This is a genomic window from Streptomyces sp. NPDC055955 (assembly GCF_042270245.1).
Lineage (GTDB): Bacteria > Actinomycetota > Actinomycetes > Streptomycetales > Streptomycetaceae > Streptomyces.
The window spans coordinates 1-16,071 of sequence record NZ_JBHJYS010000022.1 but is presented as its reverse complement, the minus strand read 5'-3'; the positions used below and the strand labels follow the sequence as shown (position 1 = coordinate 16,071).

Below are 16,071 nucleotides of genomic sequence, written 5' to 3'. Positions count from 1 at the left end.
GCCGCAGCATAACCAGCGGGTGACGCGAAAGGTCAGCCCTTGGACGGGGCGACCGTCAGGTGAGGCATCACTGCGGGACGGGGGGCGTGCCCGGAACCGGCGTCACGGCACCGCATGGCGTGTGGATCAGTCGAGGAGGCCCAACTGCCCGGCGGCCCGGATCGCGAGCCACACCTCGGCGAAGGACGCCGTGGCGGACAGATCGCGGCCCGTCAGCTCGCTGAAGCGGCGCAAGCGGTAGGAGAGCGTGTTGGGGTGGATGTGGAGCGCGGTCGCGGCCTCGTCCGTGCGCCGGTCGCGCTCCATCCAGGTACGCACCGACGGGAGCAGCCGGGAGCCGTGGCTGCTGTCGTAGCGCAGCGCGTCTCCCAGCACCTGGTCGACGAGCGCGCTGAGCGCGGCGGGGTCGTCGGGCAGCCAGCGGCCGGTGGCGTCGTCGGCGTAGCGGACGAGGGGACGGCCGGACGCCGCTGCGTGCGAGGCGGCCCACAGGGCTTCGCGCTGGGCGACCCGCAGCGAGGCCCCCGGCCGGACGGGGCGGCTCATGCCGGCCGTCACTCCCGCGAGGGTGGCGATCGTGTCGCCGAGGCGGGGCGAGCCGAACAGGTAGCGGTCGTCGCCCCGGTTGAGGAGCAGGCAGGGCTCGTCGTGGAGGGCTTCCAGCACAGCCTGCTGCGACACGCCCCTGACCACCGCCAGGGCGGCCTCGCCCTTGATCGAGTGACGCAGCAGATGGCGCTTCGCGACGGCCGGATCGAGTGCGTCCTGCAGCAGCTCGGCCAGGATCTCGGTCCCTTCGCGGCGCAACGTCTCGCGTTCGGTGCGGACCATGGCCAGTTGGAGGGCGGCCACGGTGGCGATGTGCTGCACGACGGCGAGGCCCGCCGGGCGCGCGCCGTCGTGGGCCATGGCGATGAGGAACCCGGCGGGGCCGCCGGGTGAGGGGACGGGGAGCGCGAATCCGCCGGGGATCGTCGGCGGGGCGTCCGCCGAGCGGGGCAGCAGGGACGGGTCCGGTGCGGGCACGCCGGGCAGCAGGGGCCGGCCCTGCCGGGTGCACAGGTAGATCGCGTATCCGGAGAGGTTCTCCAGACGGCTGAAGAGTTCGGCCGTGTCCAGGTTCTCCGAGGTGAGCCAGCGCAGGGCGCCGAAGACCTGGAGCTGGGCACCGAGCCGGTGGCGGGCGTCGTCCTGCACCGCGGCGGCGACTTCCTGCGCGACCGCGATGAAGGGGACGGCGAGCGGTACTTCCAGGACCGGCATGCCGCGCTCCTCGGCCGCGGCGTGGAACGCCTGGCGCAGTGGAGGCATGTGCAGCTGGGCGGAGACGGCCAGGGCGGCCACCCCGGCGTCGTCGAGCCGTTCCAGGTAGGCCCGCTGCCCGGCGGCCGAGCGCGGCATCGCGAGCCCCGTCGTCATGATCATTTCGGCGCCCAGGAGCCAGGGCGTGGGGTCGTCCAGCTCGCTGACATGCGCCCACGACACCGAGCGGGTCAGGCCCGCCGCGCCCGCGACCAGGCGCAACTGCAACGCGGGGTAGGACAGCAGGTCCGCGACGGTCACCCGCTGGCGGTCCGCCCCGCCGGTGCGGTGTTCCTTGTGCTCAGCCACAATACGAGGCTACCTCTTCGTGTCTGCACCGATTGCCGTGACGATCGGTTGCCGTGCACACTCACCCGACCACCTGCATGTTTCGCTGTCGCGCGAAGAGACCGCCCGCCGCGTTCGCCGACGACCTGATCCATCTGCTCGCTCTCAAGGAGGACGAATGAGTGATTCCCCGGCTCTGACGGAGGTGGAGCAGTACGGCGTCGAGCGCATCCCTGACTCGGACCGCTCCGCCAAGCCCCTGGACCTGTTCCGGGTCGCGTTCGGTGGTGCCAACACCTTCGCCACCTGTGTGCTGGGCGCCTTCCCCATCCTGTTCGGTCTCTCGTTCTGGCAGGGCCTCGCGGCGACGGTGCTCGGCCTGGTGGCCGGTGCGCTGATTCTGGCGCCGCTCGCGGTGTTCGGCCCGCGCAACGGCACCAACAACGCCGTGTCGTCCTCGGCCCACCTGGGTGTGCACGGCCGGATCGTCGGCTCGTTCCTCTCGCTGCTCACCGCCGTCGCGTTCTTCTCGATCTCCGTGTGGTCCTCCGGCGACGCCCTGGTCGGCGGCGCGCACCGGCTGATGGGCGTGCCGCAGAACGACGGTGTGTTCGCACTGGCGTACGGGGTGTTCGCGCTGCTCGTGCTGACGGTGTGCGTGTACGGCTTCCGGTTCATGCTGTTCGTGAACAAGATCGCCGTCGTGGCGGCGTCGACGCTGTTCGTCCTCGGCTTCTTCGCCTTCGCCGGGGACTTCGACCCGGGCTACCAGGGGGCGTTCTCGTCCGTCTCGTCCGCCGGGTTCTGGCCCGCCTTCATCGGCTCCGCCCTGATCGTGCTGTCCAACCCGGTGTCGTTCGGCGCCTTCCTCGGCGACTGGGCCCGCTACATCCCGGCCCAGGCCTCGAACCGCCGGGTGGTCGCGGCCGCGTTCGCGTCGCAGATCGCGACTGTCCTGCCCTTCTTCTTCGGGCTCGCCACCGCCTCGATCATCGCGGAGAAGGCGGCCAAGTACATGGACCCGAGCGCGTCGAACTACGTCGGAGGGCTCCTCGCGATCGCCCCCGGCTGGTACTTCCTGCCCGTGTGTCTGCTCGCGCTGATCGGCGGCATGTCCACCGGCACCACCTCGCTCTACGGCACCGGTCTCGACTTCTCCAGTGTGTTCACACGGTTCAGCCGCGTGCAGGCGACCCTGTTCGTCGGTGTGCTGTCGATCGGATTCATCTTCGTCGGGCGCTTCGCGGCCAACCTGTCCCAGTCCATCTCGACGTTCGCGACGCTGATCATCACGTGCACCGCCCCGTGGATGGTGATCATGATGCTCGGCTGGCTGACCCGCCGGGGCTGGTACGACCCCGATTCGCTCCAGGTCTTCAACCGGCGCCAGAAGGGCGGCCGTTACTGGTTCACCCACGGCTGGAACTGGCGCGGCATGGGTGCGTGGCTGACCTCCGCGGTCCTCGCCCTGATGTTCGTGAACCTGCCCGGCCAGTTCGTCGGCCCGCTCGGCGACCTGGCCGGCGGCGTGGACCTCTCGCTCCTGGTGGGCCTCGGCGTCGCCGCCCTCCTCTACCTGGCCCTGCTGTGGCTCTTCCCCGAGCCGCGCGAGGTCTACGGGCCCCAGGGGCCACGCCTGGTCCGCGCCTCGAACGCGCCCGTCCCGCCGATCACCGACGACGTCCCCGCGCCCGTCGCCGCGGGAAGGGCGTGACGGCCATGCGTCTGGTGGACCTCTCCGTAGAGCTCGCGACCGGCATGCCGGTCTACCCCGGCGACCCACGCGTCACCGTCGCCCCCGCCCTGAGCGTGACGGCGGACGGCGTGAACGTCCTGCACCTGGACATGGGGTCCCAGTCCGGTACGCACGTCGACGCGCCGTTTCACATCGACGACTCGCTGCCCACCCTCGACCAGCTCCCCCTGGACCGTTTCGTGGGAGAGGCCGTCGTCGTCGACGCCCGCGGCGCTCAGCCGCGTTCACCGCTCGGGCCGGATCTCTTCGAGGGCCGGATCCGGGCCGGGGCGATCGTCCTCGTCGCCACTGGCTGGTCGGCGCACTGGGGCACCGACGACTACCTCACCCACCCCTACCTGACCGAAGAGGCGGCCGAACTCCTGGTCGCCGGGGGAGTGCGTACGGTCGGCATCGACGCGCTGAGCGTGGACCCCACCCCCGCCGACGCGTTCCCCGCCCACCAGATCCTGTGCGGGGCGCACGCCGTGATCGCCGAGAACCTGACCGGACTCGGCCCCCTGGTCGACGCGCAGGCGGCGGGCGAGCCCATCGAGGTCTCGCTGCTGCCGCTGAAACTGCCCGCCGCCGACGGCGCGCCCGTACGCGCCGTCGCCCGCGTCGGCTGAACCGCCCGCATTCCTGCGAGAGGGAGACCACCCATGACCGATGAGGTACTGAAGGCCGCCGACGCCCTGGTGTCCGCGTTCGCAGAAGGCCGTCTCGACGACTACTTCGACGCGTTCACGCCGGACGCGACGTTCGTCTTCCACACCACGGCGGAACGCGTCGCGTCCACCGCCGAGTACCGCGCCCTGTGGAACCGCTGGGTCGCGCAGGACGGATTCCGGATCGTGCGCTGCACATCGGCCGACCAGCTGGTGCAGCCCTTCGGCGACACGGCCGTCTTCAGCCACCGGGTCGAGACCACGGTGGCCACGTCGGCCGGCGAGGAGACGCTCCGCGAACGCGAGACGATCGTGTTCGCCCGCCAGGACTCCGGCCGCTGGCTCGCCGTCCACGAGCATCTCTCGCCGGCGCCCGAAGCCTGACCTGCCGCTCCACGACGTCGCCCGGAACGCCTCAGGTGTCCCGGGCGACTTTGTCGTCGCGGCATGTGGTCGACGGGGTCACCCCCGCACCGGGCCGCTCGTCGACTCCCTGGCCTGGAGGGACGTACGCAGGACCACCGTCTGCAGTGGCTTGTCCGTGCCCGCGATGCGTTCCTGGAGGAGTCCCGCTGCGGCGAACCCCAGCTCGTACGACGGGAGTTGGACCGAGGTGAGCGACGGGGTGACCAGCTCGGGCCACGGGACGTCGCCGAAGGAGAGCAGGCCGGTCCGCGGGGGCTCGCGGCCCGCGTCGCGCAGGGCGGCCAGGGCGCCCACCGTCATGAGGTTGTTCGCCACGAACACGGCGTCCGGGGGTTCCGGCAGTGCGAGGAGGCGCTCCATCGCGGCCCGCCCGCCCTCGACGCGGAAGTCGCCGTGACAGACGTACTCGGCGGGCGGCTCGGCCTGCCCGGACTCCCGTAGACGGTCCCGCAGGACCGCGCGGTACCCGGCGAGGCGCTCGTCCGACGTCGAGGTGCCCTCGGGTCCGGCGATGCACGCGATCCGGCGGTAGCCCCGGGCGAGCAGGTGCTCGGTGGCCTCCTCGCCACCGTGCTGGTTGTCCAGCATGACGGCGTCGACCGACGCACCCCGAGGCCGCCGGTCGACCGCGACGACCGGTGTGCCGCGGTCGACGAGCGCGGACAGGTCCGTGCGGTGGCGGGACGCGGCGGCGATGATGACGCCGGCCATCTGCTCGCCCGCGGCGACCTCCAGGTAGCGGTGCTCCTTGTCGACGTCCTCGTCGGTGTTGCACAGGACCACCGAGAGGTTCGTCTGCTGGGCGGCGTCCTCGACGCCGCGGGCCAGGGCCGTGAAGAAGGGGTTGGCGATGTCCGGGATGATCAGGCCGATCACGGAGGCCCGCTGCATCCGCAGGGAGCGGGCGACGCGGTTGGGGGCGAAGCCCAGCTCGGCCGCCGTCCTGCGTACGTTCGCGGCCCGCTCCGCCGTGACCCGGCCGCCGTTGAAGACCCGCGACACCGTGGCCGGGGAGACCCCCGCCGCGCGTGCCACGTCGTAGATCGTCGCCACTGCCCTCTCACTCAACCCCTCGTCCGGGCACGGGCGTTGGCCGCCGTGCGCTGTTGTGTGCGTCATTGTCCGCCCTGCCGTGGGGCAGTCGGGTCGGCGGCTCCTTCAGGTTCCGGGCCAACCTCTTGACAGCGTCTGGTGTGAAACCTACGTTCCCGTGAAACGGATTTCAAGGAGTTCCGCGTCAGCCCTGACCAAGGGCGACCGGGCTCGGCCGTAATTAGGGCTATAGAGGGGCGACTCACCTGCGCCCTCACGAAGAAATCGATTTCAAAAACGGAGCTTTGATGAGCATCGCCGCTGGACTGACCGGCCTCGCCCGCACCACCAGCGCGGTCACGCGTTCCATCAGCGCGGAGAACTTCACCGGAGCCAAGGGGGCGGGCGGCATGGCGACCGAGGGCACCGGCGCCCTCGCCGCCGACCGGCTCGGCCGCGGCTGGAAGATCTCCCCGAGCATCGACATCGCTGCGGGGGAGACCGTCGTGCTCGCCGACATCGACGGCCCCGGCACCCTCACCCACATCTGGTGCACCACGGCCCCGCACGCGGCCTGGCGCCAGACACTGCTGCGCTTCTACTGGGAGGGCGAGGAGACCCCGGCCGTCGAGGTACCCCTCGGCGACTTCTTCTGCAACGGCTGGAACGTCTTCAGCCAGGTCAGCTCCGTCCCCGTGGCGGCCAACCCCAACGGGGGATTCAACGCGTACTGGCCGATGCCCTTCCGCCGCAAGGCCCGGATCACGCTGGAGAACCTGGCCGCGGAGCAGATGACGCTCTACTACCAGATCGACTACGAGCTGGGCGAGGTCGCGGACGACGCGGCGTACTTCCACGCCCAGTGGCGGCGCAGCAACCCGGTCACAGCCGGCACGGACCACACCCTCCTCGAGGGCGTCGAGGGCAAGGGCCAGTACATCGGCACCTATCTGGCATGGGCCGTCAACAGCCCCGGCTGGTGGGGCGAGGGCGAGCTGAAGTTCTTCCTGGACGGCGACGACGAGTTCCCGACGATCTGCGGCACCGGCACCGAGGACTACTTCGGCGGCGCCTGGAACTTCGATGTGCCCGGCCAGGGCTACACCGCCTTCACCACGCCCTACCTCGGGCTCCACCAGATCCTCGAGCCGGACGGGCTCTACGACAGCCAGCAGCGTTTCGGGATGTACCGCTGGCACGTCCTCGACCCGATCCGCTTCCAGGAGGACCTGCGGGTGACCGTCCAGTGCCTCGGGATCGCCCGGGGCCACGGGAACGGTCTCCGCCACCGCTACCGGCCCAACCACGACGACATCGCGTCCACCTCCCTCTTCTACCTGGACCGGCCCGCCGGCGCGGCCTTGCCGTCCACGCCCGGACTGCTGGACCTCGAGGTCGACACACACATGTAGCCGCGCACAGCCGGATCCCCGGCACCCGCACACCACTCCAGGCAGGCACGTACACACAGAGAGGACGGGAGCACGCCATGCTCCAGCACGGCAACGACGCCGTCGTCCCGGCGGCGCCGACGCGCCGCCGATTCCTCGGCGCGGCGGCAGCAGGCGCAGCGGCGGCGGCCGCACCGCTGCTGACCGGCTGCGGCGGCCCGGCGAAGGCCGACGGCGGCACGCTCAAGTTCTGGTACTTCTACGACGCCAAGTCGCCCGACCCGGCGGACCGGGCCCGGGCGAAGTGGTTCGAGGACGTCGTCAAGGACTGGAACACCGACCATGAGGTGAAGGTCGAGCTGTACTACGTACCGGGCGACAGCTACCAGGGCTCGAAGATGGTCACCGCCTTCGCCTCCGAGGCCGGCCCCGACATCTTCCTGCTCAGCCCCGGCGACTTCCTGCGCTACCAGAACGGCGGCATCCTGGCCGACCTCACGCCGCACATGGAGAAGGGCGTCATCGAGGACTACGGCAGCAGCCTCGACAGCCGGATGGTCGACGGCAAGGTGTACGCCCTGCCGATGGAGGTCGAGCCGCTGGCCATGTACTACAACGTCCCCGTCTGGGAGAAGGCCGGCCTGTCGGAGGCCGACATCCCGGTCACCTGGGACCAGATGCTCGACGTCGGCGACAAGCTGCGCGCCAAGGCCGGCGCCGGTCTGGTCTTCCAGACCGACCCGGGGTACTACCAGAACTTCACCTGGTACCCATGGATGTGGCAGGGCGGCGGCGACGTCGTCGACGAGAACGGCAAGGTCGGGTTCGACTCCAGGGCGGCCCGGCAGGCTCTCTCCCTGTGGCAGGACGCCGTTCAGGCCGGCATCGCGCCCCGCACCATGCCCGCGGCCGACGACCTGCTCAGCTCCTTCACCTCCGGTCTCGCCGGGATGTGGCAGAGCGGGATCTGGGAGATCTCCGGGTTCCGGACGTCCGCCCCGAAGCACAAGTACGGGGTCTTCAAACTGCCCGTGCCGTCGGGCGGGAAGTACACCACCGTCCTCGGCGGCTGGTCGTTCTGCGCCAGCACCCAGGGCCGCAACCCCGAGGTCGCGGCGGAGTTCTGCGCCTGGGCCCTCGGCGGGATGAACGACGAGTCGGTCAACCGGACCGTCGACTGGTGCACCAGCTCCAAGTCCGACATCGCGCCCCGCACGTCCGCCCTCGAACGCGCTGCCAAGAAGGGCGGCTACGACTTCTGGGCGATGAAGAAGTTCAAGGAGGAGATCTTCCCCGGGGGCCGCGCCGAGCCCCGCTACCCCCCTGTCGTCTACAAGGCGGTCTCCGACGCCATCCAGGCCACCATGCTGGCCGGCAAGGGCGTCGCCGGCGAGACGGACCGGGCCGCCCGGAGCATCGAGGCCTTCATGCAGAGTTACGAGGGGGCGAGCCTGATATGACCAGCATCGCTCCGCACGCGGCGCACCAGCCGCAGGCAAGCGCCACCGCCGACGCCGCACCGCCCGCGGGCGGCCGCAGGCTCAGCCGCAAACACCGCGAGTGGCTGGCCGCCGCGCTGTTCCTGCTCCCCGACGGCATCGGCCTCAGCGTCTTCGTCGTCCTGCCGATGTTCCTGTCGATCGCGCTGAGCTTCTTCCAGGTCTCGGGCTTCGGCAGCTACGAGTGGATCGGACTCGGCAACTACCAGCGGATGCTCAACGACCCGTACTTCTGGTCCTCGATCTGGGTGACCGCGAAGTACGTCGTGGTCCTGGTGCCCACGCTGTTCTGTGTCAGTCTCGCCCTCGGCGTGCTGATGAAGCAGAAGCTGCCCGGCATGGCCGCCTACCGCACGGCGTTCTTCCTGCCGCACATGCTCAGCCTGGTCGTCGTCGGACTGCTGTGGAAGTTCATGCTCGACGAGCAGACCGGCGTGGTGAACAAGGCCGGCGGCGCACTGGGAATGAACCCGCTGTCGTGGCTGGGCGACCCGGACCTCGCGCTGTACGCCGTCATCGCCGTGACCGTCTGGTACATGATGGGCTACTACATGATCATTTTCCTGGCGGGGCTCAATGAGATCCCCCAGGAGCTGTACGAGGCCGCGAAGCTCGACGGAGCCGGGACCTGGACGGTCTTCTGTCGCATCACCTGGCCGCTGCTGCGGCCGACGAGCTTCTTCGTCCTGATCATGACCACGGTCGCGGCCATCACCGGCACCTTCGACCTGGTCTTCGTACTGACCTCCGGCGGTCCGGCCAACGGCACCGCGGTGGCGATGTTCTACATCTACCAACAGGCCTTCGTCTTCGGCGAGTACGGCTATGCGGCGGCCCTGGGATCCTTCCTGGTGCTGATCATGGTCGCCCTCTCCGGACTGATCTTCAAGGTCACCAAGGGCGGGAGGTTCGACGATGAGCAGTGACACCGCGACCATCACGAAGGCGGCTCCTGCCGCGGACGCCACCACGGTCCCGGGTACGACCGGTCCGCGCCGGCGGCCGTTCGGCCCCCGGGCCGGGCTCGTCGCCCTGGCGGTCGTCGTGTCCGCCGTCAGTATCTTCCCCGTGCTGTGGATGATCACCTCATCCTTCAAGACCCGCGCCACGGTCACCGACGGCAAGCTCCTCCCCACGGACCTCACCTGGTCCAACTTCGCCTACGTCTTCACCGAAGTGCCGTTCGTCCGTTGGCTGTTCAACAGCTTCATCACCGCCGCGGTGGTCACGGCCGTGGCGCTGCTCTTCCACTCGATGGCCGCCTATGCGCTCGCCAGGCTCAAGTTTCCCGGGCGGGACGGTATCTTCGTGGTCATCTTCTCGACACTGCTGATCACCGCACCCGTCATCCTGATCCCGCTGTTCGTCGTCGTCCGAACGCTGGGGATGCTCGACAGCTATGCGGCCCTGATCGTCCCGCCGCTCTTCAACGCCTTCGGGATCTTCCTGCTCCGCCAGTTCTACCTCGGTATACCGAAGGAGCTGGAGGAGGCGGCGATCGTGGACGGCTGCGGGTACTGGCGGGTCTACTGGAACATCATCCTGCCGTTGTCCCGGCCCGTCCTGTCGGCGCTGTCGGTGTTCTTCTTCCTCGCGAACTGGAACGCCTTCGCCTGGCCCCTGGTCGCCACCAACGGCGCGGACCTGACGGTCATCCAGGTGGGCATCGCGTCCTTCAGCACCCAGTACGGCGCGAACTGGAACTACGTCCTCGCCGCCGCCGTGGTCGCGGTGATACCCATGCTCGCCCTCTTCCTCGTCTTCCAGCGCCAGATGGTCGAGTCCATCAAGACCTCCGGCCTGAAATGACCCGACCGAAGCGATGATCCCGAACGAACCGAGAAAACGGTGCTCGCATGTCTCAGTCAGCAGTCATCGGTGTGGACATCGGAACGTCCAGCAGCAAGGGCGTCCTGGTCGGCCTCGACGGCGCCGTGCTGCACACGGCGGTCCGTGAACACGCCGTCGACCGCCCGGCTCCCGGACACGTCGAGATGGACGCGGACATCTGGTGGGACGAATTCGTCTCCCTCACCCGCGAGTTGACCTCCTCACGCGATGCGGACGTGGTCGCGGTCGGGGTCAGCGGCATGGGCCCCTGCGTGCTGCTCACCGACGAGAACGACACGCCCCTGCGCCCCGCGATCCTGTACGGCGTGGACACCCGCTCCGTCTCTCAGGTCGAGCGGCTCGAAAGGGAGCTGGGGGCGGACGAGATCGCCCACCGCTGCGGCTCGCGGCTCACCACCCAGGCAGCGGGCCCCAAGGTGGCGTGGATCGCCGAACAGGAACCGGAACTCTTCCGCCGCGCCCGCCGGCTCTACATGCCGAGCTCCTGGCTCGTACGCAAACTCACCGGCGCCTACGTCCTCGACCACCACTCGGCCAGCCAGAGCACCCCGCTCTACGACACTCTGGCCCGCGACTGGCACACCCCCTGGACCGACCGCATCGCCCCCGGCATCGCACCTCCCGAACTGCGCTGGTCCGGCGACACGGCGGGCACGGTGACCGCCGAGGCTTCCCGCCTGACCGGTCTGCCGACAGGCATCCCGGTCACCACCGGGACCATCGACGCCTGGGCCGAGGCGCTGAGCGTCGGCGCGCACGGGATCGGCGACCTCATGCTCATGTACGGCACGACGATGTTCCTCGTCCACACCGTGCCGGGACTGCTGCGCGACCCCTCGCTGTGGAGCACCGTCGGCGCTCTCCCCGACACCCGCAACCTCGCCGGTGGAATGGCGACGTCCGGCGCCGTCACCAGCTGGCTCCGTGACCTGTTCGGGAGCGACGACTACCGGCAACTGCTGGGCCTGGCGGAGGAGTCGGGCCCTGGCGCGGGCGGCCTGCTGATGCTGCCGTACTTCGCCGGGGAACGCACCCCCATCACCGACCCACGGGCGCGCGGCGTCATCGCCGGCCTCACGCTCTCCCACACCCGCGGAGACCTGTACCGAGCGGCCCTCGAAGGCACGGCGTACGGAGTACGGCACAACATCGAGGCCATCGAAGCGGCCGGCGGTGACATCCGCCGCGTCGTCGCCGTCGGCGGCGGCACCCAGGGACGTCTGTGGACCCAGATCGTCTCGGACGTTACAGGGCGGGCCCAAGAGGTGCGCACGACGTCCATCGGGGCCTCGTACGGAGGGGCGTTTCTCGCCGCCCGACTCGTGAGCGACGCCCGCATCGACATCTGGAACCCGGTCCGGGAAGTGGTCACCCCGAGTCCGGAGATGACGTCCCGTTACGACGAGCTGTACGCCCTGTACCGCGAGCTCTATCCGGCGTCTTCCCACGTCGTCCACGCACTGTCCGAGTTCCAGTCCCGCTGAACACCAGGGAGCACCCCCGCTGTGCGGCTGGGTGCACCCACTCGTCCTTTCTTCCGCACACCCACGGAGCTTCCGCATGCCTTACGCCGTCCCGCAGCCCCTCACGCCGTCCGCCGCCGAGCCCGGCACCGTGTACACCGTCGCCAGTGGCGACCTGCGCCCGGCCGCCAACATCACCGGATGGCCCTCGCAGCAGAAACTGGAGGCGGACCTGGCCGCCGCGCTCACGGACCTCGGCTGGACGGTGCGCCGAACTCATGCCGTCGACGAGCAGAAGGGGCACGGCTTCATCGACAGTCAGCGCGCCGGCATCGAGATCTTCAAGCAACTGCCGCAGGACGCCCCGCTGATCGTCGTCGAAGGGGTCTGGCAGTACAGCCACCACGTGCTCGCGGGACTGCGCAGCCACCAGGGACCGATACTCGTCGTCGCCAACTGGAGTGGCGAATTCCCGGGCCTGGTGGGCCTGCTGAACCTCACCGGCAGCCTCACCAAGGCGGGTGTGCCCTACGCGGCACTGTGGAGCGAGGACTTCACCGACGAGTGGGCCCGCGACGGACTGCGGACCTGGCTGGAGACCGGAACCCTCACGCACGACACCACGCATGTACGGGATCTGCCCGCGCTGCCCGTCGACGCGGAGACCGAGCTGGGTGTCGCCCTGGCCCGGCAGCTCCGTGCGGAGAAGGCCGTCATCGGTGTCTTCGACGAGGGCTGCATGGGGATGTACAACGCCATCATCGACGACGAACTCCTCAACCCCCTCGGCATCTACAAGGAGCGCCTGTCGCAGAGCGCCCTCGTCGTCGAGATGAACAAGGTGACCGACGGCGAGGCGCAGGCCGTGCGCGACTGGCTCGACGCGGCCGGCATGACCTTCCACACCGGCACCGACGAGGCGACCGAACTGACCGACGCACAACTGCTCAGCCAGTTCCGGATGTACATCGCCGCACTGCGCATCGCCGACGACTTCGGGCTCGACGCCGTCGGGATCCAGTACCAGCAGGGCCTGAAGGACACCGTCCCCGCCAGCGACCTGGCGGAGGGCCTGCTCAACAACGTGGAGCGCCCGGCCGTGCTGTCCCGCGACGGCTCACGCGAGCTCTACCCGGGCGCCCCGCTGCCTCACTTCAACGAGGTCGACGAGGGCGTGGCCGTGGACTCGCTCGTCACCAACCGGATCTGGACCGCCATGGGGCTCGACCCGGCGACGACCCTGCACGACATCCGCTGGGGGCAGGACTACGACGGCCGGTTCGTCTGGGTCTTCGAGATATCCGGCTCGGTGCCCGCCTCCCACCACGGCGGCTACGACAAGTCCTGGTCGATGCGCCAGCCGCGGATGTTCTTCCCGCTCGGCGGCGGCACCCTCAGCGGGGTGTCCAAGCCGGGCGAGATCGTCTGGTCGCGCGTGTTCGTCATGGACGGCGCCCTGCATGTGGACCTCGGGCGGGCGAGCGTGGTCGAGCTGCCCGAGGAGGAGACCCGGCGGCGCCTGGACGCCACCACCCCGGAGTGGCCGATCATGCACGCGGTCCTGCACGGGGTGACGCGTGACCAGTTCATGGCCCGCCACAAGGCGAATCACCTCAACGTGGCCTACGCGCCCGACGCCGACACGGCCGACAAGGCCCTGCGCGCGAAGGCGGCGCTGTTCGCGGAGCTGGGACTGCGGGTTCATCTGTGCGGCGACGTGAGCCTCTGATCTTCGACTCTCCGGTCCGCGGACTCTGATTCGTTCGGCCTCCCGCCATGAGCGGCGTCTCCGCGAGGGCCCGGCCGGCTCGGCCGGGCAGACGGTGGACCGTGCGATCACGAGCCCTCGGTGCCACGGCAGTTGAGTGACGAACACCCGCACCCAATTTAACGTAACGATCGTTGCGTTAAAGTCTGGCGCTCGATAAGGTCCCGTTCTGCCGCCAGGTGGAGTTCGTCGGCGGACACCGTGACCACTCGTGAGAGAGTCTGGAAAATGCGTACCACGGGATACACAGCGGCAGAATACGGCGACGTCAGCGTGCTCGTCGGCGCCCAACGGGGTGCCTATCCGTACGGCAACACCCTGCTGGTGCGGGGCACGGCCGATTCGCTGGTCGTCGACCCGTCGTTGTCGCTCGTCGAGGGCGCGCCGCCCGCGGACCTGGTCCTCGTGAGCCATGCGCACGAGGACCACATCGCCGGTCTCGGAAGCTATGAGGTCCCGGTCCACACCCACGAAGGTGACCTCGGCGCGCTGCGATCCCGTGAGGCTCTGGTCGCCGGGATCGGCCTGCCGCCCGACGAGGTCGACGCCGTCGACAAGAGGATGCGGGACGAGTTCCATGTGCAGGGCCGACCGGACGCGAAGGGCTTCGAGGACGGCGCCGTCTTCGATCTCGGCGGCCGCACCGTGACCGTCGTGCACCTGCCCGGGCACACGGCGGGCCACAGCGGTTTTCTGATCGAACCGGACGGCTTCCTGTTCGTGGGGGACATCGACCTGACGTCGTTCGGTCCGTACTACGGGGACGTCGGCAGCAGTCTCGTGGACTTCGAGGCGTCGATGCGCCGGTGCCGGGAGATCGACGCGCGCTGGTACGGCACGTCGCACCAGAAGGGTGTGATCGAGGGCGCCGAGGAGTTCCGGCGCCGGCTCGACGAGTTCGCCGGCGTGGTGGCCAGGCGCGAAGCGGCGCTGCTCGCGTTTCTCGGCGAGCCGCGGACTGTCGAGGAGATCGTCGAGCACAGGCTCGTCTACCGGCCCCACGTCGAAGGGCCGCATGTGAGGCCGGTGGAGCGGAGGACGGCGGTGCAGCACCTGGACGTGCTGATGGGTGGAGGGCTGGTCGCCGAGGTGGATCGCGGCCGGTTCCGCGCGACGTAGACCCGTGAAGCAGATGCGGGTCGCCGCAACGGCGTTGATTTCACCGGTACTTCGAGCAGAGACCGGCCAACGGTGGCTGTGGTGCCTCCCGTTGGCCGGCCTCTGCTTCGCCGGTCAGCCGCACGTCGCCGGTCAGCTGTGCGGTGTCGGGCGGATCAGCGGGTCGTGGTGACCCGGTGCTCCCGGAGCGCGGCACAGTTGGACCCGGTCACCTGGACGTACACGTTGGCGATGTTGCCACCCCAGTCGACGCAGTGCGCCTTGCCGTAGACGTAGGTCGGTCCCGCGTACGAGGTGTACTGCCCGTAGTCCTGGTCACCCTGGTCGGTGTCGGAGACGTAGATCCAGGCGGACATGTCGAGCCGGGTGCCGGGGTTGTTGCGGATGGTCGCGACGCAGTTCTTGCCGTTCGAGGAGTTGTACGTGAGGTAGACCGTGCCCAGGGAGCCCACGGGCGCCGAGTTGACGGTCTTGTAGCTGCTCCCGCACACCTTCTGCGGTGTGGTGTTGGGTGCGGCGGAGGCGGGTCCCGCCAGCGCGGTCGTGCCCCCGATCGCGAGGGCTGCCAGGGCGGCACCAGTCAGGACGGGTCGGCTGAATCGCATATTTCCCCCTTGTGATCTTTGCGAGTTTGTTGCTCTTACATCATGTGACTCGCGGCACATCCGGATGGTTGTGCCTCTCCTCGGGAGAAGTCGGATCCGGATGGTGGGCCTGGCGTCGGGGGATCAACGCCCTTGTACGGCCGACCTGTTGGTGTCGCCGCGTCCCCTGGAGGGGGACGCGGCGACGGCGTGCGAGGGGAGCGTCTACCGGAGGGGAGGTGACGTCATCCGTGGACCGCTGCGTCAGCCCGTTGCCGCCAGCACCTTGCAGTTCGCCCAGTGCGCGAGCGTGAGGTGTCGCGTCCGGGCCGGGCGGCGCCGACCGAGCTCGCGGCGACGGGGCTCGTCGGCCAGCGCCTTCCGCAGGGGAATCAGGTGAGCCGCCACCGCCGCCAGGCAGTAGTGCTCGTCCCGGCAGGTGGAACAGGTCTCCAGGTGGATGCTGACGGCGCGCGCCTCTTCCTCGGCGAGTGCGTCGAGCGTGTAGTCGGCCAGTCGTTCACGGATGGTGTGGCATTCCAGGGTGCTGAACATGTCGACTCCTCTCCTTGCCACCGCACAAGCGCAGAAACGCAGCTACGGCACTATGAGGCGGGCAGGCGCGCAGGGCCGGTCGTGCCACCGGGCACTGGGGCTCAAGGACCTGCTTCCGTTCATGCATTCAATGTGGCCGACGCGGGGGTGGTTGCGCGTCGTCCCCCTGGAGCGAATCGCGTCTACTGCATCCGTGGTACCCGGTCGCGACGCCTACGGCCGACGGCGTCCCGCCTGCCCCCTAGGGCCTGTCGTCAAATTCCCGTCTGCCCGGCGGCGTCTGGCACGCACGCTCGCGGCGTTGCCGAAGAGCCCTGGTAGCTCCGCTACAAGGACTCTCCGGCGCCTTGCGATCGCACGCACCAGACGCCGCCGGGCCCGCCCCTCGGG

General features: G+C 69.6%; 14 protein-coding genes. 10 read left to right on the top strand and 4 right to left on the bottom strand.

The window, feature by feature from the left end; genetic code table 11:
- Positions 1 to 126: 126 nt before the first annotated feature.
- Positions 127 to 1,611, bottom strand: coding sequence for a PucR family transcriptional regulator (locus tag ACFC96_RS34300; RefSeq protein WP_376615850.1), 1,485 nt, complete (start codon positions 1,609 to 1,611; stop codon positions 127 to 129).
- 157 nt (positions 1,612 to 1,768) lie between these two features.
- Between ACFC96_RS34300 and ACFC96_RS34295 the strand changes: the two genes are divergently transcribed.
- The 3 genes from ACFC96_RS34295 to ACFC96_RS34285 are packed head-to-tail and all read left to right on the top strand — an operon-like array spanning position 1,769 to position 4,377.
- Positions 1,769 to 3,304, top strand: coding sequence for a purine-cytosine permease family protein (locus ACFC96_RS34295; protein ID WP_376615849.1), 1,536 nt, complete (start codon positions 1,769 to 1,771; stop codon positions 3,302 to 3,304).
- Positions 3,305 to 3,309: 5 nt separating this feature from the next.
- The gene (locus ACFC96_RS34290; RefSeq protein WP_376615847.1) at positions 3,310 to 3,954 is read left to right on the top strand and encodes a cyclase family protein; all 645 of its coding nucleotides are present in this window, start codon (positions 3,310 to 3,312) and stop codon (positions 3,952 to 3,954) included.
- A gap of 33 nt (positions 3,955 to 3,987) precedes the next feature.
- A complete protein-coding gene (locus ACFC96_RS34285) occupies positions 3,988 to 4,377 on the top strand; it encodes a YybH family protein (protein WP_376615845.1) in 390 nt (129 codons plus the stop codon).
- A 78-nt stretch (positions 4,378 to 4,455) separates the two neighbouring features.
- On the opposite strand, the gene ACFC96_RS34280 is transcribed toward ACFC96_RS34285, so the two are convergent.
- Positions 4,456 to 5,472 carry a LacI family DNA-binding transcriptional regulator gene (locus tag ACFC96_RS34280; protein ID WP_376615843.1) on the bottom strand — a complete coding sequence of 339 codons (1,017 nt, stop codon included), beginning with the start codon at positions 5,470 to 5,472 and terminating at the stop codon, positions 4,456 to 4,458.
- 287 nt (positions 5,473 to 5,759) lie between these two features.
- Here ACFC96_RS34280 and ACFC96_RS34275 point away from each other — a divergent pair, with 287 nt between their 5' ends.
- The 7 genes from ACFC96_RS34275 to ACFC96_RS34245 all read left to right on the top strand — a co-directional run bounded on the left by ACFC96_RS34275 (position 5,760) and on the right by ACFC96_RS34245 (position 14,542).
- Positions 5,760 to 6,863 (top strand): glycoside hydrolase family 172 protein, encoded by a 1,104-nt coding sequence (locus ACFC96_RS34275; protein ID WP_376615841.1) that lies wholly within the window; start codon positions 5,760 to 5,762, stop codon positions 6,861 to 6,863.
- Positions 6,864 to 6,940: 77 nt separating this feature from the next.
- The gene (locus tag ACFC96_RS34270) at positions 6,941 to 8,302 is read left to right on the top strand and encodes an ABC transporter substrate-binding protein (protein ID WP_376615839.1); all 1,362 of its coding nucleotides are present in this window, start codon (positions 6,941 to 6,943) and stop codon (positions 8,300 to 8,302) included.
- On the top strand, positions 8,299 to 9,267 hold the full coding sequence (locus ACFC96_RS34265) for a sugar ABC transporter permease (RefSeq protein ID WP_340458528.1): 969 nt from the start codon (positions 8,299 to 8,301) through the stop codon (positions 9,265 to 9,267). The genes ACFC96_RS34270 and ACFC96_RS34265 overlap by 4 nt, the downstream gene beginning before the upstream one ends.
- Positions 9,257 to 10,150: a carbohydrate ABC transporter permease gene (locus ACFC96_RS34260; RefSeq protein WP_376615838.1), complete on the top strand. Its 894-nt coding sequence runs from the start codon at positions 9,257 to 9,259 to the stop codon at positions 10,148 to 10,150. Before ACFC96_RS34265 ends, ACFC96_RS34260 begins: the two co-directional genes overlap by 11 nt.
- Positions 10,151 to 10,197: 47 nt before the next feature.
- Positions 10,198 to 11,676, top strand: coding sequence for an FGGY-family carbohydrate kinase (locus ACFC96_RS34255; RefSeq protein ID WP_376615836.1), 1,479 nt, complete (start codon positions 10,198 to 10,200; stop codon positions 11,674 to 11,676).
- 76 nt (positions 11,677 to 11,752) lie between these two features.
- Positions 11,753 to 13,384, top strand: a complete 1,632-nt coding sequence (locus tag ACFC96_RS34250) for a fucose isomerase (protein WP_376615835.1) — start codon at positions 11,753 to 11,755, stop codon at positions 13,382 to 13,384.
- Between the two features lie 267 nt (positions 13,385 to 13,651).
- Positions 13,652 to 14,542: an MBL fold metallo-hydrolase gene (locus tag ACFC96_RS34245; protein WP_376615834.1), complete on the top strand. Its 891-nt coding sequence runs from the start codon at positions 13,652 to 13,654 to the stop codon at positions 14,540 to 14,542.
- A gap of 155 nt (positions 14,543 to 14,697) precedes the next feature.
- Here the strand turns inward: ACFC96_RS34245 and ACFC96_RS34240 are convergent, their stop codons facing one another.
- Positions 14,698 to 15,147: a spore-associated protein gene (locus ACFC96_RS34240; protein ID WP_376263699.1), complete on the bottom strand. Its 450-nt coding sequence runs from the start codon at positions 15,145 to 15,147 to the stop codon at positions 14,698 to 14,700.
- A 243-nt stretch (positions 15,148 to 15,390) separates the two neighbouring features.
- Positions 15,391 to 15,681, bottom strand: a complete 291-nt coding sequence (locus ACFC96_RS34235) for a zf-HC2 domain-containing protein (protein WP_340457905.1) — start codon at positions 15,679 to 15,681, stop codon at positions 15,391 to 15,393.
- Positions 15,682 to 16,071: the final 390 nt, after the last annotated feature.

Coding starts and splice junctions, on each gene's coding strand:
- ACFC96_RS34260 (WP_376615838.1), top strand. CDS start 9,257: ATGAGCAGTGACACCGCGACCATCACGAAGGCGGCTCCTGCCGCGGAC.
- ACFC96_RS34240 (WP_376263699.1), bottom strand. CDS start 15,147: ATGCGATTCAGCCGACCCGTCCTGACTGGTGCCGCCCTGGCAGCCCTC.
- ACFC96_RS34270 (WP_376615839.1), top strand. CDS start 6,941: ATGCTCCAGCACGGCAACGACGCCGTCGTCCCGGCGGCGCCGACGCGC.
- ACFC96_RS34290 (WP_376615847.1), top strand. CDS start 3,310: ATGCGTCTGGTGGACCTCTCCGTAGAGCTCGCGACCGGCATGCCGGTC.
- ACFC96_RS34285 (WP_376615845.1), top strand. CDS start 3,988: ATGACCGATGAGGTACTGAAGGCCGCCGACGCCCTGGTGTCCGCGTTC.
- ACFC96_RS34245 (WP_376615834.1), top strand. CDS start 13,652: ATGCGTACCACGGGATACACAGCGGCAGAATACGGCGACGTCAGCGTG.
- ACFC96_RS34250 (WP_376615835.1), top strand. CDS start 11,753: ATGCCTTACGCCGTCCCGCAGCCCCTCACGCCGTCCGCCGCCGAGCCC.
- ACFC96_RS34295 (WP_376615849.1), top strand. CDS start 1,769: ATGAGTGATTCCCCGGCTCTGACGGAGGTGGAGCAGTACGGCGTCGAG.
- ACFC96_RS34275 (WP_376615841.1), top strand. CDS start 5,760: ATGAGCATCGCCGCTGGACTGACCGGCCTCGCCCGCACCACCAGCGCG.
- ACFC96_RS34265 (WP_340458528.1), top strand. CDS start 8,299: ATGACCAGCATCGCTCCGCACGCGGCGCACCAGCCGCAGGCAAGCGCC.
- ACFC96_RS34255 (WP_376615836.1), top strand. CDS start 10,198: ATGTCTCAGTCAGCAGTCATCGGTGTGGACATCGGAACGTCCAGCAGC.
- ACFC96_RS34235 (WP_340457905.1), bottom strand. CDS start 15,681: ATGTTCAGCACCCTGGAATGCCACACCATCCGTGAACGACTGGCCGAC.